The 21,488-nt window shown below is 71.8% G+C and carries 14 protein-coding genes; 6 read left to right on the forward strand and 8 right to left on the reverse strand.

The window, feature by feature from the left end; genetic code table 11:
- Nucleotides 1-179: 179 nt before the first annotated feature.
- Together ASE14_RS06950 and ASE14_RS06955 are read right to left on the reverse strand one after the other, a co-directional pair.
- Nucleotides 180-2,066, reverse strand: a complete 1,887-nt coding sequence (locus ASE14_RS06950) for a heavy metal translocating P-type ATPase (protein ID WP_056652741.1) — start codon at nt 2,064-2,066, stop codon at nt 180-182.
- A 140-nt stretch (nt 2,067-2,206) separates the two neighbouring features.
- Complete coding sequence (locus tag ASE14_RS06955) at nt 2,207-3,424, reverse strand: NADP-dependent isocitrate dehydrogenase (RefSeq protein WP_056652744.1); 1,218 nt, start codon at nt 3,422-3,424, stop codon at nt 2,207-2,209.
- Between the two features lie 216 nt (nt 3,425-3,640).
- Here ASE14_RS06955 and ASE14_RS06960 point away from each other — a divergent pair, with 216 nt between their 5' ends.
- The gene (locus ASE14_RS06960; protein ID WP_056652747.1) at nt 3,641-4,093 is read left to right on the forward strand and encodes a GNAT family N-acetyltransferase; all 453 of its coding nucleotides are present in this window, start codon (nt 3,641-3,643) and stop codon (nt 4,091-4,093) included.
- 28 nt (nt 4,094-4,121) lie between these two features.
- Nucleotides 4,122-4,463, forward strand: coding sequence for an MGMT family protein (locus ASE14_RS06965; RefSeq protein WP_056652750.1), 342 nt, complete (start codon nt 4,122-4,124; stop codon nt 4,461-4,463).
- An 18-nt stretch (nt 4,464-4,481) separates the two neighbouring features.
- Here the strand turns inward: ASE14_RS06965 and ASE14_RS06970 are convergent, their stop codons facing one another.
- The 4 genes from ASE14_RS06970 to ASE14_RS06985 form a co-directional block, all read right to left on the reverse strand.
- Entirely contained in the window at nt 4,482-6,260 is a 1,779-nt protein-coding gene (locus ASE14_RS06970; RefSeq protein WP_056652753.1) for a sensor histidine kinase, read from the reverse strand.
- On the reverse strand, nt 6,260-6,925 hold the full coding sequence (locus ASE14_RS06975; RefSeq protein WP_056652755.1) for a response regulator transcription factor: 666 nt from the start codon (nt 6,923-6,925) through the stop codon (nt 6,260-6,262). Before ASE14_RS06975 ends, ASE14_RS06970 begins: the two co-directional genes overlap by 1 nt.
- Before the next feature lie 202 nt (nt 6,926-7,127).
- The gene (locus ASE14_RS06980) at nt 7,128-8,933 is read right to left on the reverse strand and encodes an ABC transporter ATP-binding protein (RefSeq protein WP_056652759.1); all 1,806 of its coding nucleotides are present in this window, start codon (nt 8,931-8,933) and stop codon (nt 7,128-7,130) included.
- Nucleotides 8,930-10,714 (reverse strand): ABC transporter ATP-binding protein, encoded by a 1,785-nt coding sequence (locus tag ASE14_RS06985; RefSeq protein ID WP_082600284.1) that lies wholly within the window; start codon nt 10,712-10,714, stop codon nt 8,930-8,932. The genes ASE14_RS06980 and ASE14_RS06985 overlap by 4 nt, the downstream gene beginning before the upstream one ends.
- 573 nt (nt 10,715-11,287) lie before the next feature.
- On the opposite strand from ASE14_RS06985, the gene ASE14_RS06990 reads away from it, so the two are divergent.
- The 4 genes from ASE14_RS06990 to ASE14_RS07005 are packed head-to-tail and all read left to right on the forward strand — an operon-like array spanning nt 11,288 to nt 18,862.
- Nucleotides 11,288-14,335 carry a hypothetical protein gene (locus ASE14_RS06990; protein WP_056652762.1) on the forward strand — a complete coding sequence of 1,016 codons (3,048 nt, stop codon included), beginning with the start codon at nt 11,288-11,290 and terminating at the stop codon, nt 14,333-14,335.
- Nucleotides 14,332-17,079: an FtsX-like permease family protein gene (locus ASE14_RS06995; RefSeq protein ID WP_056652763.1), complete on the forward strand. Its 2,748-nt coding sequence runs from the start codon at nt 14,332-14,334 to the stop codon at nt 17,077-17,079. Before ASE14_RS06990 ends, ASE14_RS06995 begins: the two co-directional genes overlap by 4 nt.
- Entirely contained in the window at nt 17,076-18,167 is a 1,092-nt protein-coding gene (locus ASE14_RS07000; protein ID WP_082600287.1) for an ABC transporter ATP-binding protein, read from the forward strand. Before ASE14_RS06995 ends, ASE14_RS07000 begins: the two co-directional genes overlap by 4 nt.
- A gap of 2 nt (nt 18,168-18,169) precedes the next feature.
- Nucleotides 18,170-18,862 (forward strand): ABC transporter ATP-binding protein, encoded by a 693-nt coding sequence (locus ASE14_RS07005; protein WP_056652766.1) that lies wholly within the window; start codon nt 18,170-18,172, stop codon nt 18,860-18,862.
- Here the strand turns inward: ASE14_RS07005 and ddaH are convergent.
- Together ddaH and ASE14_RS07015 are read right to left on the reverse strand one after the other, a co-directional pair.
- Nucleotides 18,834-20,087 carry a dimethylargininase gene (gene ddaH / locus ASE14_RS07010; RefSeq protein ID WP_304439305.1) on the reverse strand — a complete coding sequence of 418 codons (1,254 nt, stop codon included), beginning with the start codon at nt 20,085-20,087 and terminating at the stop codon, nt 18,834-18,836. The genes ASE14_RS07005 and ddaH overlap by 29 nt on opposite strands.
- 99 nt (nt 20,088-20,186) lie before the next feature.
- Nucleotides 20,187-21,281, reverse strand: coding sequence for a Glu/Leu/Phe/Val dehydrogenase family protein (locus ASE14_RS07015; RefSeq protein ID WP_056652771.1), 1,095 nt, complete (start codon nt 21,279-21,281; stop codon nt 20,187-20,189).
- Between the last annotated feature and the right edge of the window lie 207 nt (nt 21,282-21,488).

Below are 21,488 nucleotides of genomic sequence, written 5' to 3' on the forward strand. Positions count from 1 at the left end.
GGTGACCGGGCCTCGTCGCGCATCCGTTGAAGTCACGTTTGTTAGTAAACCTTACGAACAAACTCCGCGCAAGTGTTCACGTGGACTTCTTCCGGGTGTTATCGAGTTGTGATCAGCGGTCGCCCGCACCGACGGATGCCTCGGCCCCGCGCCGCGCCCACGGCGCCGCGTTCGCCGGGTCAGCCGGCGGCGGCGCGTTCGTGAGCGCGCACCGATTCGGCCGCTGACGCCGACTTCGCGTCGAGGCGACCGCCGATCGCACGGAGCGCGGCGAAGATCGTCACGAGGTCGACGACCTCCTGCAGCAGCGCGCCGATCGTCGCCGGGATCACGCCGAACGCGGCGATGAGCATGAGCACGACGCTGACGATGATGCCGAGCCAGATGCTCTGCAGCGCGATGCGCACCGTGTCGCGGCCGATCTCGACCGCCTTCGCCGTGCGCGAGATGTCGTCGACGAGGATGACGGCCGACGCCGACTCGCTCGCCGCCGTCGCTCCCTTCGCCCCCATCGCAATGCCGACGTCGGCGGCCGCGAGCACGGGGGCATCGTTCACGCCGTCGCCGACCATGATGACGGGCCGCTCGGCGATCGCGGCGACCTCCGACACCTTGTCGGCCGGGAGGCAGTCGGCGCGCACCCTGGTGATGCCGAGCTCTGCGGCGATGTGGTCGGCCGTCGCCTTCGCATCGCCGGTGAGCATCATCGTCTCGTGCACGCCGAGTTCGCCCAGCCGGGCGAGCGTCTGCTTCGCATTGCCGCGCACCCGGTCCCTCGCGAGGAGTGCACCCGCGAAGCGACCGTCGACGGCGACGTAGACCGCGAGTTCGCCCGGCGCAATCGCGGTGCGCTCCGCCTCGGGTGCGTGCTCGCGCACGAACGCGAACTTGCCGACGACGACCTCGCGGCCGCCGACCTTCGCGGTCACGCCGTTCGTCGCCGCCTCCCGCGCCCACTCGGCCTCGACGAGCGGAAGGCCGCGATCCTTCGCCGCCTGGATCATCGAGGTCGCGAGCACGTGCGAGGAGTACTGCTCGGCCGAGGCCACCGCGCCGAGCAGTTCGTCGTCGCCGAACCCGGGCTCCGGGCGGATCGCGACGAGCGTCGGCGAGCCGTAGGTGAGTGTGCCGGTCTTGTCGAACACGGCGGTCTTCGCGGCGGCGAGCTGTTCGAGCACTCCCCCGCCCTTCACGATCACCCCGTTCCTCGCACCGCGGCTCATGCCGCCGATGAACGCCACCGGGGCCGCGATGAGCAGCGGGCACGGGGTGGCCAGCACGAGCACCTCGGCGAAGCGCACGGGGTCGCCCGACACCCACCACGCCACCCCGGCGAGCAGGAGCGAGAAGACGGTGAACGGCACGGCGTAGCGATCGGCCAGTCGCACGACCGGGGCCTTCGACTCGGCCGCCGCGGCCACGAGGGCCACGATCTGCTGGTACTGGCTGTCGGCGGCGGATGCCGCGGCGACGACCTCGACCGCTGACTGGCCGTTGACCGAGCCGCTCAGCACGAGCTCGCCCTCGTGCTTCTCGACCGGCACCGACTCGCCCGTGATCGAGGACTCGTCGAAGCTCGCCTCGTGCGAACGCAGCGTCGCGTCGACCGGCACGATCTCGCTCGGCCGCACGAGCAGCACGTCGCCGACCCGCACGTCGCCCGCGAGCACGTCGACGATCGCGTCGCCCTCCATGCGGTGCGCGTGCTGCGGTGATCGCGTCAGGAGCGCGTCGAGCTCCCGCTTGGCGCGGCGGTTGGCGTAGTCCTCGAGCGCAGCCCCGCCCGTGAGCATGAGCACGACGAGGAGCGCGGCGACGTACTCGCCGACGAGCACCGTCGCGACGATCGCGGTCACGGCGAGGATGTCGAGGCCCCAGTGCCCGCGCAGGATGTCGCGCACCATGCCGACGGCCTGCCAGGCCGCCACCCCGAGCGCGTAGACGCTGAAGACCCACTGCACGGCGGCGCCCGCGCCCGTGAGCGCCAGCACGATGCCGAGGAGGCCGATGCCGAGCGTGAGGGTGACGACCCAGTACCTGCGGGCGAGCTTCAGGAGGCGTGCCATGACTCCATCCTCCCCTCGGCGGCATCCGTTCGTGGACGGCCGCGCCAGGCCCGCCCGAAGCCGCTCGCGCCCCCGGACGCGGAAACGCGGACGGGGGCCGGACGCCAGTGGCATCCGGCCCCCGTCGCGAGGCATCTCGACTACGCGGCGATGCGCGCCTTCAGGTTGTCGGCCAGCGTCGCGAGGAACTCCTCGGTGGTCTGGTAGCCCTGCTCGGGGCCGACGAGGAGCGCGAGGTCCTTCGTCATGGCGCCCGACTCGACGGTCGTGATGACGACGTCTTCGAGGGTCGCTGCGAAGTCGATGAGCTCCTGGTTGCCGTCGAGCTTGCCACGGTGCGCGAGGCCGCGCGTCCAGGCGAAGATCGAGGCGATCGGGTTCGTCGAGGTCGGCTTGCCGGCCTGGTGCTGGCGGTAGTGACGGGTCACGGTGCCGTGCGCCGCCTCGGCCTCGACGACCTTGCCGTCGGGAGTGGCGAGCACCGAGGTCATGAGGCCGAGCGAACCGAAGCCCTGCGCGACGGTGTCGGACTGCACGTCGCCGTCGTAGTTCTTGCAGGCCCAGACGTAGCCGCCCTCCCACTTCATGGCCGAGGCGACCATGTCGTCGATGAGGCGGTGCTCGTAGGTGAGGCCGGCGGCGTCGAACTGCGCCTTGAACTCGGTGTCGAAGATCTCCTGGAAGATGTCCTTGAAGCGGCCGTCGTACGCCTTGAGGATCGTGTTCTTCGTGGAGAGGTACACCGGGTAGTTGCGCGAGAGGCCGTAGTTCAGCGAGGCGCGGGCGAAGTCTCGGATCGAGGCGTCGAGGTTGTACTGCACCTGCGCGATGCCGTCGCCCGGGGACTGGTAGACCTCGAACTGCTGCGGCTCGCCGCCGTCCTTCGGGGTGAACGAGACCGAGAGCGTGCCCTCGCCCTTGAAGAGGAAGTCGGTGGCGCGGTACTGGTCGCCGAAGGCGTGGCGGCCGATGATGATCGGCTTGTTCCAGCCCGGCACGAGACGCGGGATGTTCGAGATGATGATCGGCTCGCGGAAGATGACGCCGCCGAGGATGTTGCGGATCGTGCCGTTCGGCGACTTCCACATCTTCTTCAGGCCGAACTCCTCGACGCGCGCCTCGTCGGGCGTGATCGTCGCGCACTTGACGCCGACGCCGTGCTTCTGGATGGCGTGGGCCGCGTCGATCGTGATCTGGTCGTCGGTCTCGTCGCGCTTCTGGATCGAGAGGTCGTAGTACTCGAGGTTCACGTCGAGGTACGGGTGGATGAGCGTGTCTTTGATGGCCTGCCAGATGATGCGCGTCATCTCGTCGCCGTCGAGTTCGACGACGGTGCCTTCAACCTTGATCTTGGACAAGAGGGTCTCTCCTTGGATCTACTGGGGGAAACGGGAAGCATGCGGGGCGGACGGACACGCCGTCTGCCAGCTTACCGCGTCGGCGAGACTGTCTCGACTTCGAGAGAGTTCCGGCCCGATTCCGAGACGGGCGGATGCCGCGGCATCCGCCCGATCCGGATGACCATGTGCCGGCTCGGCTACCGACTCGACGCTCTCACGCGTTAGCCTTGGCGCATGGCTGAGCTGAGACTGGAAGACCTGTCGGCATCGAACATCGTTGCGGCGAACTCGCTGTCGCTCAAGCCCGGCCAGGAGCAGTTCATCGCCCCGGTCACGTACTCCGCCGAGTCATCGGTCGTGAACCCCGCCACCGCGTGGCAGCGCGTCGCACTCCTCGAGGACCGTGTCGTCGGCTTCATCCACGGCAACTTCGACCCCGAGAACGACCACGAGGAGTTCCGGGCCTGCATCTGGCGCATCAACGTCGACGCCGAGGTGCAGGGCAAGGGCGTCGGCCGGTTCCTCGCGACCGCCCTCGCCGAAGAGGCCAAGCGCCGCGGCTTCGACCGCATCACCGTGCTGTGGGAGCCGGGCGAGGAAGGCCCCGAGGCGTTCTTCCACCGCATCGGCTTCACCGACATCGGCGAGACCGCGTACGGCGACGTCATCGGCGCGCTCGAACTCTGACTTGCGCGCGAGCGATCGGGCAGCGCGGATGCCGCAGCAGCACGCCGAGGGCCGCCGTCCTGAGCCTGCCGAAGGGTTCGTCGAGGCGGTGCTCGTGGTCGTCGCCGACATCCCACCCGGGCAGGTCGCGACGTACGGCGACGTGGCGGCCCTGCTCGGCTCTCGCGGCGCGCGCGCCGTGGGCCAGGTGATGGCCCGTTCCGGCGCTGAGGTGGCGTGGTGGCGGGTCGTCCGCGCGGGCGGGCGTCCCCCTGCCGGGCACGCCGAGCGAGCTCGGCAGCACTATCTCGCCGAGGGCACGCCGCTGCGCCCCTCGGCCGATGACGACGGCTACCGCATCGACCTCGCGGCCTGCCGCTGGCGGGCCTGAGCCGCAGCGGATCGTTCCTCAGCCCACCCGGCCGAGCGGGATGCGAACCGTGATCGTCGTGCCTGCGCCCAGCGGACTGTCGATGCGGAACCGACCGCCCACCGCGTCGACGCGGTCGGCGATGCCCAGCATGCCGCTGCCGGTGGCGGATGCCCCGCCGACCCCGTTGTCGCGCACCACGAGCTCGAGCTCGCTGTCGACGAGCACGGCGCGCACCCACCCGCGGGTCGCCTGCGCGTGCTTGGCGAGGTTCGCGAGCGCCTCGGAGACCACGAAGTAGGCGGTCGACTCGACGACCTCGGGCAGTCGGCCCTCGGGCTGCACCTCGATCTCGACCGGCACGGGGCACCGGCCGGCGAGTTCGGGCACGGCGAGCGCCAGCCCGCCCGACGACAGCAGCGACGGGTGGATGCCGTGCGCGAGCTCCCGAAGCTCCTTGAGCGCCTGGTTCAGCATCATGATCGTGCCGTCGAGTTCGACCCCGAGCGGCTCGACCCCGCGGTCTCGCGCCTGGTTCGCCGCGAGGCGCAGGCGCATGCCGAGCGAGACGAGGTGCTGCTGCGCTCCGTCGTGCAGATCCCGCTCGATGCGGCGTCTGCCCTCGTCGCCCGCTTCGACGATGCGGCTGCGCGACTGGCGCACCTGTTCGAGGGTGCGTTCGATCTCCGACCGCAGCCGACCGTTGTCGACCGAGAGCCGGAGTGCGCTCGACACGCCGTCGAGCAGGCGCATGTTGTCGGTGAGCACGCGGTCGTGGCGGATGACGGCGATGGGCATGCCGGTCGGCGAGGAGACGGGCAGCAGGCCGTGGTCGCCGCGGCGGGCGGCGGGACCGGCGTCCAGCGGCTCCCCCGAGGCATCCGCGTACCTGGCCCGCTCCTCGTCCCACCAGTAGACGCGCACGGAGGCGTCGCGCAGGGTGCGGGCGAGCGATTCGGCCCAGAGACCGCGATCGGCGCCCTCGCGGGTGATGCGCATGAGGTCGGCGACGCGGGCGCGCATGTTGCGGGCATGGGAGATGCCGGCGACGAAGCTCACGGGGATGGATGCGATCGCTACCAGCGAGACGGTGTCGAGCACGAGGTCTGCTCCGCCGGAGGCGTAGGCGGCCGCCTGGGTCGCGAGCGTGATCACCCACGCGATGAGGGCGATCGGCATGAGGAAGGCCACTGTGCGGGCGGGCACGCTGCCACGGACCCAGCGCACGAGCAGCCGCACGGCGATGACGATCGCGAGGAGGACGCCGATGAGTCGGTAGCCCACGTCGATCACGGCGAACACCCCCGGCGCGTCCGCCACGAGGTACGGGTTGGCGGTGCAGTCGCAGACCTCGGGCGAGGGCTGTCCGAGCAGCAGCACGCCGATCAGGTAGCCGACCGAGGTGACGAGGGCGATGCCGGCGATCCAGCGGTCGACGCCGTCGGCCAGCCAGCCGCGGGGGTAGACGAGCACGAGGATGCCGGTGAGCACCGCCCACCACAGGTGCACGCCGTAGACGAAGGGCCAGAGCCAGGCGACGTGCTCGATGACGCGCAGGAACGAGAGCGGGATCCAGACGAGCGGGAACGCCACCATGAGCCGCGCCGGCAGCCGCGAGGGGCCGATCGCCCAGGCTACGCCCGCGCACGCCGCGAACACGAGCGGCACGATCGCATGCAGCGTGGTCCACGACACCTCGCGCCGCAGCTCTTCAGGGGTCGCGAGGAATCCCGTGATCTCCATCGTGAGGCTCGCAGCGACGACGAGCGCGATGACGATCGTGCGCTTGATGATCCGGCCTTTGCGGCCGGGGGCCATCACCTCGCGCCGAGGAGCGTCAGTACCGCGAGCACCCGCCGGTGGTGCTCGGGCGACTCCTCGAGGTCGAGCTTCTGGAGGATCGACCGCACGTGCGTCTCGACCGTCTTCAGGCCGAGGAAGAGCGTCTGCGCGATGCCGCCGTTCGAGTAGCCCTGCGCCATGAGTTCGAGCACCGATCGCTCGCGCTCGGTCAGGCGGGAGAGCGGATCGTCGGCGCGCGTGCGCTGCACGAGCTGCTCGACCACCTCGGGGTCGACGACCGAACCGCCCGAAGCGACGGTCTCGACCGCGCGCACGAGGGTCTGCGGTTCGGAGACGCGCTCCTTCAGCAGGTAGCCGGTGCCGCTGCCCGCGCCCATGACGCGCAGGGCGTACTCGGGCGTCGCGTACATCGACAGCAGCAGCACGCCGATCGTGGAGCCCTGCGCACGCATCTCCTCGAGGGCGACGATGCCCTCGTCACGGTGGCTCGGGGGCATGCGGATGTCGAGCACGGCCGCATCGAGTCCGCCGCGGGCCGCGACCTCGAGCAGTTCCGCCCCGGTGCCGACCGAGGCGACGACCTCGATCCCGCCGTCGACGAGCACCTTCGCGATGCCCTCGCGCAGGAGGAGCGCGTCGTCGGCGATCGCGACACGCAGGGGACGGGTCTGCGTCTCCATGGCTCCTCCTTTCAGTGGGCAGGCCTCACCGTACGGTGCACCCCGCCTGTCGTGAGCGTATCGTGTGCGCGGCCGGTGCCGCGCGCCCAGTTCAGGGGGTGCCCCGATGCGAGTCGGTCGCCGAACCGTCAAGCTGGATGATTCGGCTGCCCCGCGCCGAGAGGTCGGCGCGGGGCATCCGCTCGCTCGCGAGCCCGCCTGATCAGACCAGGGAGTCCCGCCAGGCCGCGTGCATCGCCGCGAAGTGGCCGGTGCCGGCGATGAGATCGGCCGGCGCGCCGTCTTCGACGATCCGTCCGTGCTCCATCACGAGCACCCGATCGGCGATCGCGACCGTCGACAGGCGGTGCGCGATGATCACCGCGGTGCGGTCGGCGAGGAGCTTCGTCAGCCCCTCCTGCACGAGACGCTCGCTCGGGATGTCGAGCGATGACGTCGCCTCGTCGAGGATCAGCACCGCGGGGTCCGCGAGGAACGCGCGCGCGAACGAGATGAGCTGGCGCTGGCCGGCGCTCACCCGTCCGCCGCGCTTGTTCACGTCGGTGTCGTACCCGTTGGGCAGGCCCTCGATGAACTCGTGCGCACCCACTGCCATCGCCGCCCGCACGATCTCGTCGGACGAGGCGCCGGGCTTGCCGAGTGCGATGTTGTCGGCCACGGAGCCCGAGAAGAGGTAGGCCTCCTGGGTGACCATGACGATCGCACGCCGCAGGTCCTTCGGGTGCAGGTCGGCGAGGGAGACGCCGTCGAGCGAGACCCTGCCGTCGCTCGGGTCGTAGAAGCGCGCGATGAGCTTGGCGAGCGTCGACTTGCCTGCGCCGGTCGACCCGACGAGGGCGATCGTCTGCCCGGCCGGGATGTCGAGCTCGAAGCGCGGCAGGATGACCCGGTCCGCCGTGTAGGCGAACTCGACGCCGTCGAAACGCACGTGACCCTCTGCGTTCCACAGGTCGACGGGCTTCACCGGGTCGGGCACGCTCGGCTCCTCCTCGAGCACGCCCGAGATCTTCTCGAGCGCCGACGAGGCCGACTGGTACCCGTTGTAGAACATCGCCATGTCCTCCATCGGGTCGAAGAACCGCTTCGTGTAGAGCACGACCGACAGCAGCACACCCACGCCGAGCGCGCCGTCGACGACTCGGAAGCCGCCCAGCACGAGCGTGACCGCCACCGCGGTGTTGCCGATGAGGGCGAGCGCCGGGTTGTAGACCGCGAAGAGGCCGAGCACCTTCGCGTTCACATCGCGGTAGTCCTCGACGAGCCCGCCGAACTCGTCCTCGTTGCGCCGCTGCTTGCGGAACGCCTGCACCGCGCGGATGCCCGTCATGGTCTCGACGAACTGCACGATGAGCTTCGCCGACGCCACGCGCGATCGTCGGAACCGCTGCTGCGAGCGCACCTGGAACCACCGGGTGAGGATGCCGAGCGGGATCAGCGCGACGAGCAGCACGAGCGCCGACGGAGCGTCGACGATCACGAGCATGACGCCGGTGAACACCATGTACATGAGGCCGCGCACGAGGAGCGTGAGCCCCTCGTCCATGAGCTCGCGGATCGCATCGAGGTCGCTCGTCTGCCGCGAGATGATGCGCCCCGAGGTGTAGGACTCGTGGAACTCGAGTGAGAGCTTCTGCGTGTGCAGGAACACCCGGGTGCGCAGGTCGATGAGCACCGCCTGGCTGATACGCGCCGACTGCCGGATGTACACCGAGATGAGGAACGCGCCCGCGAGCCCGGTCAGCAGGTACGCGATGCCCGCGAACGCGACCGGGAACCAGTCCTGCTGCATGAGCGCCGGGATGCCCTGGTCGATGCCATACCCGATGAGCGCGGGGCCCGCGACCTGGGCGGCCGACGAGATGACGATCGCGACCGCGGTCAGCCAGAGCCTCGCCTTCTGCGGGGCGAGGAGCGACCCGAGGAGCCGCCGCGAGCGGGCTCGGATCTGAGCGGACTCCGCCTTCGAGTAGTCCTGGCGTTCTTCGCCCTGCACACCGGTGACGCTCATGATGCCGCCTCCTCTCGGATAGTGGTCTCGACGTCGATGGCATCGACGCCGGTGCTCCTGCGCTCCTCGACTTCGAGGCTCGTGATGACGAAGCGGTAGTGCTCGCTCTCCCGCAGGAGCTCGGAGTGCGTGCCCACGGCCGTGACCCGGCCGTTCTCGAGCAGTGCGACCCGGTCGGCGAGCATGACCGTCGAGGGCCGATGGGCGACGATGAGCGCGGTGGTCGAGGCGAGCACCGCGCGGAGCTCGGCCTCCACCCTCGCCTCGGTCGCGACGTCGAGGGCCGAGAGCGGGTCGTCGAGCACGAGCACGGCCGGCTTGGCCGCGACGGCGCGCGCGAGTGCGAGTCGCTGCCGCTGGCCGCCCGAGAGGCTCATCCCCTCTTCACCGACCTTCGTGTCGAGCCCGTCGGGCAGGTCGTAGGCGAAGCCCGCCTGCGCGATGCGCAGGGCCTCTTCGAGCACACGATCGGCCTCGGCGCGCACGGACGGCTCGTCGCCGGCGAGCTCGGGGCGCCCGAGCAGCACGTTGTCCCTGACCGAGGCGCTGAAGAGCGTGGCATCCTCGAACGCCATGGCGATGTGGGTGCGCAGCTCCTCTCGGCTGAAGGCGCGCACGTCGACGCCGTCGAGCGTGACCGAGCCCGCCGTGACGTCGTAGAGCCGCGTCGTGAGGGCCGTCATCGTGGTCTTGCCGCACCCGGTGAGGCCGACGAGCGCCATCGTCTCCCCCGGCTCCAGCACGAGGTCGACGCCGTCGAGGAGATCCCCGAACCGCGCCGGCGAGTCCTGGTAGCGGAAGTGCACGTCGCTGAACGCGAGCTCGCCCCGCGGACGCTCGAGCGTGCGCGGTTCGGCCGGGTCGACGATCGTGTTCTCGCTGTCGAGGATGTCGAAGAACCGGTCGGTCGCCGTGCGCGCGTCGAGGGCGAACGCGAGCATGAAGCCGATCGACTCGATGGGCCACGCGAGCACGGTCGCGGTCGCGAAGAATGCGACGAGCTCACCGACCGAGAGCTGCCCCTGCGAGGCGAGCCAGACGCCCACCACGAGGCAGATCGACAGTGCGATCGCGGGCACGACCATGATCCACACCCAGATGTTCGCGTCGAGGCGCGCCTTCTCGATCTCGGTGCTGCGCAGCGATTCGGCCTGCGCACGGAAGGTCGAGAGGGCGTGCTTGCCCCGGCCGAAGGCCTTCAGCACGCGGATGCCGTGCACCGACTCCTCGACGGCGGTCGCGAGGTCGCCGGCCTGGTCCTGGCTGAGCCGCGACATCTCGGAGTAGCGCCCCTCGAAGCGCCAGCCCGCCCACCACAACGGCAGCGAGCAGACGAAGAAGATGAGCCCGAGGAACCAGTTCATCGACATCAGGAGGCCGACGCCGACCACGATGATCACGACGTTCGCGCCGGTCAGCACGAGGCCGAACGACAGCCACCGACGGATCAGCCCGAGGTCGCTGACCGCGCGCGAGAGCAGCTGGCCGCTCGGCCAGCGGTCGTGGAAGCTGACCGGCAGGTCCTGCAGCTTCGCGTAGAGGGCGTTGCGCATGCGCGCCTCGACCTTGGTGCCCGGGCCGACGACGAGCCACCGGCGGATCGCGAAGAGGATCGCCTCCACGGCACCGAGCACGAAGACGAGCACGGCGAGCGGGATGACCGCGTCGGCCTCCCGGTTCGCCAGCGGCCCGTCGACGATCTGCTGCAGCACCTGCGGGATCGTGAGCGCGATGAGTTGGGCGAGGAGCGCAGCCGCCATGCTGCCGGCGAAGGCCGGCATCGCGGGCCCCGCGTACTCGCGAAGTCGCCAGAGCGCGCGGACCGTGCCCAGTCGAGGAGGCTGCGACGCGGGTTCGGGCGCGTCGGGTGCGGTCGGCGTTTGCAGGGTTACGGACACAGCCGGTTCCAATCGGATGGGAGCGCCGAACACCCGGTATCGGGCCGGATCGGCGAAAGGTGGTGGGAGTGGGAGTGCCGCGGATCGCGAGAGCGCGTGAAACCGCGGAGCAGGTCGGAGCCTGCGCGAGAAGGCGGGCGGTCTACCCGGCGAATCCGAAGCGGAGGTACGCCGGGCGAGCAGAGCCGGAGACCGCGTTCGTGCGGGCGTCGGTGTCTGTCTGCATGGTGTCCTCCTGCGTCGTCGTCTCGAACCCTCGAGGCCGGTCGGAACTCACTCCTCGGCCAGCCCTACAGACTATGGGCCCGAACCGGTGGCGCGCAAGACCCTCTTCAGCGCTAGGCTGTGCGGATTCGTCGCCTGTCGCGGGCGTCGGCGGTGCCCGCTTCCCCGGCTGACCGTCCGACTCGGCCCCCTACGCCGCCGCGCCAGCGACCCGACCGACGAGGAGCACGCGTGGGAGCGGCACGGACAGCGTTCGCCCGCGCGAACGCCCGCGCCGGCGTGCTCGCCTCGATCGCCGCCGTGGTGTTCCTGGCGTCGGGACTCTCGACCGCGATCGTCGACTCGCTCGCCGGATCCTCGACGAGCGCCCTTCGCAGCGGCCTCGAATCTGCAGAGGGCACGGCGGGCGCCGCACGATGGCAGGTCCGGATCGCGCCCGACGCGGTCGCGCAGGCGGATGCCGCGGCGGCCGTGCTCGATCGCACCATCGCCCCGCACGGGGCGTCGTGGAGCCGTTCGGTCGAGACGGCGCCGGTCGAGGCGGCTGGCGGCGAGGCGGCGGGCGGCGGCGGGTTCGGCGCCGTCCTCCTCGTCGACCCCGACGCTGCCGATCGTTCGGAGCTCGTCGAAGGCGATTGGCCCGACTCCCCCGCTGCGATCGCAGCGGCGAGCGACGACGCCGCCGCGCCGGCGGCGCTGCACGCCGCGGCCGCGGAAGCGCTCGGTCTCGCGATCGGCGACCTCGTCCGGCTCGACGGCGATCCGGCCCGACACCTCCTCGTCGTCGGCACCTGGTTGCCGAACGACGCCAACGACCCGGCCTGGTTCGGCGAAGGCATCGTCGCCACAGGCACGACCGTCGACGGTGCGGGCCCGTTCCTGGTCGCCGAGGAGACGACCCTCGACCTGCCCGTCGCGATCGAGGCGCGCTGGACCGCGATCGCCGGCACGGCAGCGGCCACGCCGGAATCCGCGCGCGCCCTCTCCGCCGTGCTGCCCGATGTCGAGCCGCTGCTCCGAGCAGACCCTGCGATCGCCACCGACGGGGTGACCTCGCTCGGCGGCCTCGAAGCCACCCTGGCCCGGTTGCTCGCCGGCCTCGGCGCAGTGCGGGCGATCGCTCCGCTGCCACTCCTGCTGCTCGCCTTCGGAGGTCTGGCGGCCCTCACCCGGCTCGCGACTCTGCTCGGCGCCGCCCGCCGCAGCGAGACGGTGCTGCTCCGCGCCCGGGGCGCCTCGTCGGGCAGGCTCACCCGCGATACGGCGATGGAACTGCTCGTGCTCGGCGCGCCGGCCGCGATCGCCGGCGCGGCAGCGGCCGAAGCCGTCCTGACGATCGCCCGCCCCGGTGAGCCGCGCGACTGGGGTACCGCGGCGCTCGTGGCATCCGTCACCCTCGTCGCAGCCCTCCTCGTCGTCGGTCAGCGCGCCTGGTCGGATGCCCGGCGTCCGGTGGTGCGCGGGGCAGGCGACGAGGTCGGCCGCGTGCAGCGGGGACTCGTCACCGGCGGCGTCGTGCTGCTCGCGGCGCTCGCGGTCGTCTCCCTCTGGCAGTTCCGCCTGTACGGTTCGCCGCTCGTGGCGAGTGCCACGGGTTCGCTCGAGGTGGATCCGGTCGCCGTGCTGGCGCCGGTGCTGGTGCTCATCGCGCTCTCGCTCGCCGCCCTCGGACTCTCCCGACCGATCGACGGCGTGCTGGAACGCCTCGCCGCTGCACGCCCCGGACTCGTGCCAGCACTGCCGATGCGCCAGCTCGCGCGTCGGGGCGCCCTCTACGCCGCCGCCTCACTCGTCACGATGCTCGCCGTCGCCGGACTCACGCTCACGGCCGCCTTCGCCGGTTCGTGGCAGAGCATCGATCGAACGACCACCGCACTCGCCACCGGCGGCGAGGTGCGGGCCGTCTACACCGGGCGCGACCTCGTTCTGGGTCCCGACTCGCTCGCGCTCGACGACGGACTCGCCGGGCTCGAGGGCGTCTCCGCCGAGGCCCCGGTGTTCCGCGGTGAGATCCGGATCGGATCCGACCCTGCCTCGCTCGTGGCGCTCGACAGCACCGGCCTCGCTCACGTCGCGCGGGGCACCGGAACCCCGGCCGCTGCACCGGCGCTCGCCGATTCCGCGGCATCCGCCGGCGTCGAGGTACCGCCCGAGGCGACCGCACTCGATCTCGCCGTCGGCGTCGACGCGCCGGCCGGCACGATCGGCAGCGTCGCGGTGACGGCCTGGTTCCTGACCGGATCGGGTGCGGCCACGCCGACGCTCCCGGCTTCGGTCGGCCTCGCCTCCGGAGGCGGCCAGGTGCGCCTCGACGTTCCGGATGCCCCCGGCCTCCGCTTCATCGGACTCGGCGCGTCGCTCTCGGGCGCACCCGACTCCGACGTCTCCGTCTCGTTCGGTGCGATCTCGCTCGACGGCGAAGGCACGGCGACCGGATTCGACACGGTCAGGGAGCTCGCCCTCTCCTCGAAGTCGCCGACGGCGCGCGCCCCGCTGACCTCGACGGGCAGCGACCCGCTGCCCGTCGTGCTGGGCGCCGGGCTCGCCGAGCAGATCGCCGCAGAGGTCGGCGACGAGTTCGCGTTCCGGGTCGACGCCGGCGGCGCCGAGGTCGACGCGATCGTGGCCGGGGTCATCCCCGTGGTGCCGACGGCGGGCGCGGGCGGCGTTCTGGTCGACCTCGGCGCGCTCGAGCGGTACGCCTTCGACGACGGAGCCGGGGTGCCCGCGTTCGGGGAGCGCTGGATCGCCGCCTCCGACCCCGAGCGGGTCGCCGCCGAACTGAGCGCCGGCGGTTCGTCCGTCATGGCCGACGCCCGCTCGGCCGCCTCGTCGACGCCGTTCATCACCCCCGCGGTCGCCGCCCTCTGGACCGGCGCCATCGGCGCGCTCCTCTTCGCCCTCATCTCGGTCGTGGCGCTCGTGGCGGCGCTGCGCGACGCTCGACTCGGCGAGGTCGTCGTGCTGCGCGCGCTGGGCGTGCCGGCACGCACGCAGGCCGGGGCCCGATTCGCCGAGCTCGCGGTGACCCTCGGGACGGCCATCGCGATCGGAGTCGCGATCGGAGTCGCCACAGCCCTGCTCACCGCTCGCGAACTCGCGAGGGCGGCCGTCGCGGGCGTGCCCGACGTCGTCCCGGTCCCGTTCGGCCTCGACCTCGTGCCGTGGCTCGTGGGCGTCACCGCGTTCATCGTGCTCGCCGCGGCGATCTCGGCCGCCGCCGCGGCATCCGTTCGGCGCATGGCATCGCGCCCGGGACTCAGGCAGGAGGAAGGATGACCGTCCGCCATCACTCGCGCCTCGGCGCCCTCGGCCTGATCCGACGCCAGTTCTCCGCCGCCCCGACCGCCTCGATCCTGCTCGCACTCCTCGTGTTCGCAGGCGCCCTGCTCGCCACCTCGGTGCCACGCGCGATCGCGGCGATGCACACGTCGGCGCTCGGAGCGGACCTCGGGCTGTACTCCGCCCGCGATCTCGACGTGCTCACGTCGACCCGGAACCTGCCCGACCTCGGCGCCTCGAGTGGCGGCTCGACGCTCCCAGCCGACGTCGATGCGGTCTGGGGCGCGCAGGAGCAGCACCTCACCGACATCCGTGCAGGGATGCCGGAACTGCTCCGGCACGTCACCGGCGAGCCGCTCAGCGTCCTCGTGGCCGGCCCGAACACCGCGGTGCCGTCAGGCAGCACACCCGACCCGATCACCTACCAACTCTTCACGGGCTTCGACCCGCGCCTCCGCGAGCACATCACCCTGACGGACGGCGAGTGGCCCGCCCCGCTGACCGGCACCGTGCCGAACGCCGCTCCACTCGATGTCGTGCTCGCCGACGCCGTCGCCGAGGCGATGAACTGGGCGGTCGGCGAAGTGCGGCGCATCACCCAGGGCACCGATTCGTTCGACGCGCGGCTCGTCGGCACCTTCGCGGCGACGGACCCCGACGACGGCTTCTGGACGCACGTCCCTGTGGCCCTCGAGCCGTCGATCGGCTACACGGCGGACGACCGTCTCGAGGTCACCGGCCTCGGCTTCGCCGACCCGGTCTCGTGGGCGGCGCTGGAGCGATCCACTCTGCCGATCACGATGGACGCGTGGTTCCCGACGCACGGCGACCGCATCCTGGCGGAGGATGCCACTGGCCTCCTGACGCAGCTCGACGAGTTCACCAGCCAGTCGTTCGAACTCGGCGACGGGTCGTGGGAATCCGCGTTCGCCACGGTCGGCGACGTCGCGTTCACGAGCGGCCTCGACGAGGCGCTCGAGGAGGAGCTCGTCGCGGTGAGCGCGAGCTCCGCCGTGCTCGCGACGATCGTGTCCGGGCCGATCGGGGTGATGGTCGCGGTGCTGGTGCTCGGCGCGCGAGTGGTCTTCGAGCGGCGGCGCACCGGGCTCGAGCTCGCGGCTGCCCGCGGCGGTTCGATCGGCCAGCTCCGCGTCGTCCTCGCGCTCGAGGGACTCGCCATCGGCGTGCCGGCCGCCGTCGTCGGCGGTGCCGTCGGCACACTGCTCATCGACGCCGACGCCGGCGCAGGCGGCTGGGCCGTCGCGGCGCTCTTCGCGCTCACGCCCGTGGCACTGCTCATCGCCGCGGCGCCGGCGCTCAGCCCCCTACGTCGGGTTCGCACCGACCTCGGCCGCCCGGGCTCCGGGCGCTTCCGGTGGATCGCGGAGGTGCTCGTCGCCGTGCTCGCCGTCACGGCCGGCGTGCTGCTGTTCCGCCGCGGCCTCTCCACCTCTGCCGCGTCGACCGGGGTCGATCCGCTGCTCGCCGCGGTTCCACTCCTGTGCTCGCTCCTCGCCTGCCTCATCGTGCTCCGGGTGTATCCGATTCCGCTCTCGGCGCTGGTGCGCCGCACGTCACGCCGAGCCGACCTCGTGCCGTTCCTCGGATCGGCTCGGGCGTTGCGCGACCCGTCGGCCGGCCTCGTCCCCGTCCTCGCGCTCGTCGTCGGGGTCTCGGTCGCGATGTTCTCGTCAGTGCTGCTCGGCACCGTGCAGGCGGGAGTGGAACGCGCCGCGCACGCGCAGGTCGGAGCGGACGCTTCCGTGAGCGGCCCGCCCTTCACCGAGGCGCAACTCGACGAACTCGCCGCGGTGCCCGGCGTCGAGGCGATCGCACCCGTGTACTCGACGAGCCCGTCGAAGATCGACGCGGACGGACGCACCCGTTCGACGACGCTCATCGTCATCGACGCCGAGCAGATGCGACGGGTGCAGGCCGGCCGATCCGGATCGACACCGCTCCCCGCCGGCCTCGAGTCGAGCGATGACGCCGTGCCCGTCGTGGTCTCGAAGCCGATCGCCGACCTCGTCGGCGACGCCGACTCCGCCGAGCTCGACGGCGATGCGTTCGAGGTCCTCGCGGTCGTCGACGGACGCACGGCCTACTCGCCCTCGTCGGCCTGGATCCTGATGGATCGCTCGAACGCCGAGCCGTTCACGTCGACACTCGTCCCGCACACGGTCCTGGTGCGCTTCGAGCCGGGAGCCGACGCCGGCGCGGCCGTCACGGCGCTCGCCGAGATCGCCGGCCCGACGTCCGTCGTGTCGACGCCCGACGACCTGCTCGCCGAATTCCGCGCGAAGCCCTTCACGCAGGGCCTCGTGATCTCGCTCATCGTGGCGATCGTGCTGGCGAGCCTCCTCACCGCGCTCGCGATCGTGCTGACCCTCGTCGTCGGACGACCGGCCCGCGATCGGCTGCTGCCGCTACTGTCGACGCTCGGCCTGAGCCGTCGCGGCGGGCGGGCGCTCGTCGTCTGGGAGGTCGGACCGGTCGCCCTCGTCGCGCTCGTCGCGGGGGCGCTGCTCGGCGCAGGGCTGCCGTTCATCGTGCTGTCGGGCATCGACCTGCGGGCGTTCACGAACGGCGACGCGGCACCGGCCGTGACCTTCGACCCGTGGCTCATCTCCGCGGTGCTCGTGGGCAGTGTGTTCGTGACGGTCGTCGCGGCCGTCGTCGCCTCCCGCATCGGCGGCGGCATCGACGCGGCTCGCGCGATCCGCAAGGAAGAGGAAGGATGACCTCCGTGACTCCCGTGCCCCCCGCACTCCCGGGCGAACCGCACATCGTGTGCACCGACCTCGTGCGCATCTTCAGTTCCGACGGCATCGAGGTGCAGGCCCTCCAGGGCCTGAACCTCAGGATCGAGCCCGGGGAGATGGTCGCCCTCGTCGGCGCGTCCGGTTCGGGGAAGTCGACCCTGCTGACGATCCTGTCGGGCCTCGACACCGCCACAGCGGGTGTCGCCAGGGTCGCCGGGCACGACCTGCTCACGATGGGCGGGCGCGAGCGCGTCGCGTACCAGCGGCACACCGTCGGCTTCGTCTGGCAGCAGACCTCGCGCAATCTCCTGCCCTACCTCACCTCGGCCGAGAACATCGCCCTCGCGATGAACGTCGCAGGCACGCTGCGCGGCGACGCGCGGGCCGCCCGGGTCGACGAGCTGCTCGATCTGCTCGACGTCGGCGCGGTACGCGACCGCCGTCCCGGCGAGATCTCGGGCGGACAGCAGCAGCGCGTCGCCATCGCCGTCGCCCTCGCGAACTCGCCGCAGGTGCTGCTGGCCGACGAGCCGACCGGCGAGCTCGACGAGACGACCTCCGCAGCAGTGCTCGAGGCGATGCGCGGCGTCAACGACGAGCTCGGCGTCACCACCCTCATCGTCACCCACGACCCCACCGTCTCCGACCACGTACGACGTACGGTGAAGATCCGCGACGGACGCACCTCGACCGAGGTGCTGCGATCGACCCGCGTCGACGAGCACGGCGAGGAGCAGCACGTCGCCGAGGAGTTCGCGGTGCTCGACCGCGTGGGCCGACTTCAACTGCCGCACGACTTCATGCAGAGCCTCGAGCTGCGTGATCGCGTGCGACTCGCGCTCGAGGCCGACCACGTCGGCGTGTGGCCGGGCGACGAGGGGCGAGCGGATGCCGCGGCGCAGCGCTCCCCCGAGACGACCGGGCCAGGCTCCGCCGACGAGGCTCCATCGACGACGGCCGGCCCGGCGCCGATGAACCCGGCCGCCCCGACGAGTCGACGCGCCCGCCGTGCGGCCGAGCGCGCCGCCGAGGCATCCGATGCCGCCGAACCGAGAGAGGGCCGCTGACCATGCTCCGTGCCGAATCGATCAGCCGCACGTTCGAGGCGAAGGCCGGCGTCGTGCACGCCGTCGCCGACGTCTCGCTCGAGGTGCGCCCGGGCGAGCTCCTCGTCGTCACCGGCCCGTCGGGCGCCGGAAAGACCACGCTGCTGAACCTGCTCGGCGGCCTCGACCGGCCGACATCGGGGCGCGTCCTCCTCGCCGGCGACGAGCTCTCGGCCATGGACGACGACGAACTCGCCACGGTGCGCCGCGACCGCCTGGGCTACATCTTCCAGTCGTTCGGGCTGATCCCGGTGCTCTCGGCCGCGGAGAACGTCGAGGTGCCGCTGCGCCTGCAGCGCCTGGCGCCCGCCGAACGCGACGCCCGGGTCGCCGAATCACTCGAACTCGTCGGCCTCACCGGCCATGCGGCCCAGCGCCCCTACGAGCTCTCCGGGGGCCAGCAGCAGCGGGTGGGCATCGCTCGCGCGCTCGCCGCGCGGCCACAGCTGCTGCTCGCCGACGAGCCGACCGGCCAGCTCGACAGCGGAACGGCCGCGACGGTCATGGACCTGATCGGCGAGCTCGTGCACGCGCGCGGGGTCGCTGCGGTGATCACGACGCACGACCCGGCCTTCGTCGGACGAGCCGACCGCGTACTCGAGCTGCACGACGGACGCGCGGTCGCGCTCAGCGCACCCGCACCGACAGGCACGTGACGCAGCCCTCGAGCTTCTCGAACTCGCCGATGTCGACCGTCACGACCCGGTAGCCGAGGCTCGCGATCATCGCCGCCGTCTGCGGCGCAGCCGACGACATGAGCAGCGACTCGCGCGAGAGCTCGACGACGGCGACGCCCTCGGGCTCGAACACCGGCAGGAAGCGGGGGAAGAGCGTCGTGACGTCGAGCCGGGCCGGGTCTCCGATGATCGTGCCGTCGGGCAGTGCGGTGACGGCGCTCTTCAGGTGCAGCGCCTTCGTGATGGGCACCGCGACGACGTTGTACCGGTGCGGGGTGAGCAGGGTGCGCAGCTGCCGGATGCCCTCCGCGTTCGTGCGGGCCGATGCACCGACGTAGACCGTCGACCCGACCTTCAGCACGTCACCGCCGTCGAGCGTGCCGGGCAACTCGATGCGGGTGACCGTGATGCCGGGCACGGTGCGCACCGCGCGTTCGACCGCCTCGACCTCCGGCCGGCGCGACTCGGCGCCCGGACTCGCGAGCACGGCGAGGTCGCCGAACATCACGACCATGTCCTCCACGAAGACCGAGTCGGCCAGTTCGGGCGCCGCGTCGACCTCGATCGTCTCCCAGCCCTCCGCAACGAGGGCGGCGCAGTAGTTGTCCCACTGCTCGTCGGCGCGCGCCTGGTCGACGGGCTGGCGGCTGCGGTGGGTCAGCACCGCCTCATCGAGGTTGGACGCGGGGATGCGCACGAGCGCGATGCGCCGGTCGGCCGCCTCGGGCGCGTAGCCGAGGATCCCGCGGAACACCGCGGGGGCGAGCAGCATCTCGCCGACGATCACCGAGAGGATGAAGATCAGGTTGAGGCTCACGAGCGAGCCGATCACGAAGAGGAAGATCGCTCCCGAGAGCGGGTTTCCGGCGCCGCTGGCCGTGACCGTCGTCGCGATCAGCGCGGCGAGGCATCCGGAGGTGAATCCCGTGATGAGCGTCAGGAACCACGCCCTGGTCGCACCCACCGCGTTCGCGACCGAGAGCAGCACCCATGCGATGAACCCGGCGAGGGCGAAGTGCCCGAACACCTGGCCGAGCACCTGCGGCGACTGGCCGCTGCCGATGAAGAACGCGAGCAGCGAAACGAGCATTGCGGCGAGCGCGACGGCGGCCGACGAGGCGAGCACCGCAGCCACCCGCCGCCCCGGTGTGATCGCCGGAGTGAACCGGGCCGGGGCGGTCGGGGGCATGGCGGGGGACGTCATGGCACGAGCCTACTGGCGCGTCGCCGCCCTCCGCTCGCGAGACTCCGCGCACGAGACTCAACGCGCAACGGGCGCGTCGCCGCCCTCCGCTCGCGGGACTCAGCGCGCGGCGTCGAGCCTCGTGCGGGCGAGTCGCTCCGCTGCTTCGAGCGTCGTCGTGCCATCGGCGGCGGCGCTGCGCAGCACGGATGCCACGGTGTCGCCGATGCCCTCGATGCGGGCGTCGAGCGCGGCCTGGTCGGCGCCGGCCACGCTCGCGACATCGAGGTAGATGACCCCGCCCGCGTTCACGACGAAGTCGGGTGCCCAGACGATGCCGCGCTCCTGCAGCAACGCTGCGACGTCGCGCGAGGCGAGCTGGTTGTTCGCGGCGCCGACGACGGCGGCCACTCGCAGCTCGCGCACGACCTCGGGCGTGAGCACGCCGCCGAGGCCGCATGGCACGAAGACGTCGGCATCGATGAGGTGCGCCTCGGCCGGGTCGACCCATGCCGCGCCGAGTTCCTCGGCGAGGGCGCGCTTGCCCTCGGCGACATCCGTGACGGTGAGGCGGGCGCCGGCTGCCGCGAGGCTGCGCGCCAGACGTCCGCCGACCTGTCCGAGTCCGGCGATCACGAAGTGCCGGCCCGCCGGGTCGTTCGAACCGAAGACCTCGCCGAGCGTCGCGAGGATGGAGGCGTGCACGCCCGCGGCCGTGGCATCCGCCGGCTCGCCGACGCCGCCCTGCTCGGGCGGGAGGCCGCAGACGTGCTCGGTGCGCTCGTGCACGACGGCCATGAGCTCGGCGCTCGTGCCGACGTCCTCGGCGGTCATGTACGCGCCGCCGAGGGACTCGATCGCGTCGCCGAGGTCGAGCATGGCTTCGTGGGTGGTCGCAGCATCGATCGTCGTGCCGGCCGGGATCGCGATGACGGACTTGCCGCCGCCTCGGGCGAGGCCCGCCGCGGCGTTCTTCATGGTCATCGCCTGCGAGAGGCGGAGGGCGTCGGCGAGGGCGTCGGTCCACTGGCCGTAGTGCCAGAGCCGGGCGCCGCCGAGGGCCTGCCCGAGGCGGGTCGAGTGCACGGCCACGATGATCGTGAGCCCGGAACGGGCGCCGCGGGTGATCAGCACCCGTTCGTGGTCGGGTGCCTCCGTCGGCAGTGCTGCGCTGGCACCGGTCGCGGGGGTCGCCGGTGCGTGGGTGATCGTCATCGATCGTTCTCCTTGAATCATCCGCTTCGTGGGCGGAACCTGACCCGGCGCCTCATGAGCACGGGTTCGATTCAAGGGTACCGCCGGATGCCGCGCCGCGCCGCCGTACCTGCGCCCGCGCAACCACAGCCTCGGAGATCGGGGTGGAATCGGGCGCAAGCCCGCTCGAACTCCCGATCCGGCGCAGATCTCCGAAGCTGCGGCGGG

Source organism: Agromyces sp. Root81, from assembly GCF_001429165.1.
In the GTDB taxonomy this organism is placed as follows: Bacteria; Actinomycetota; Actinomycetes; order Actinomycetales; family Microbacteriaceae; genus Agromyces.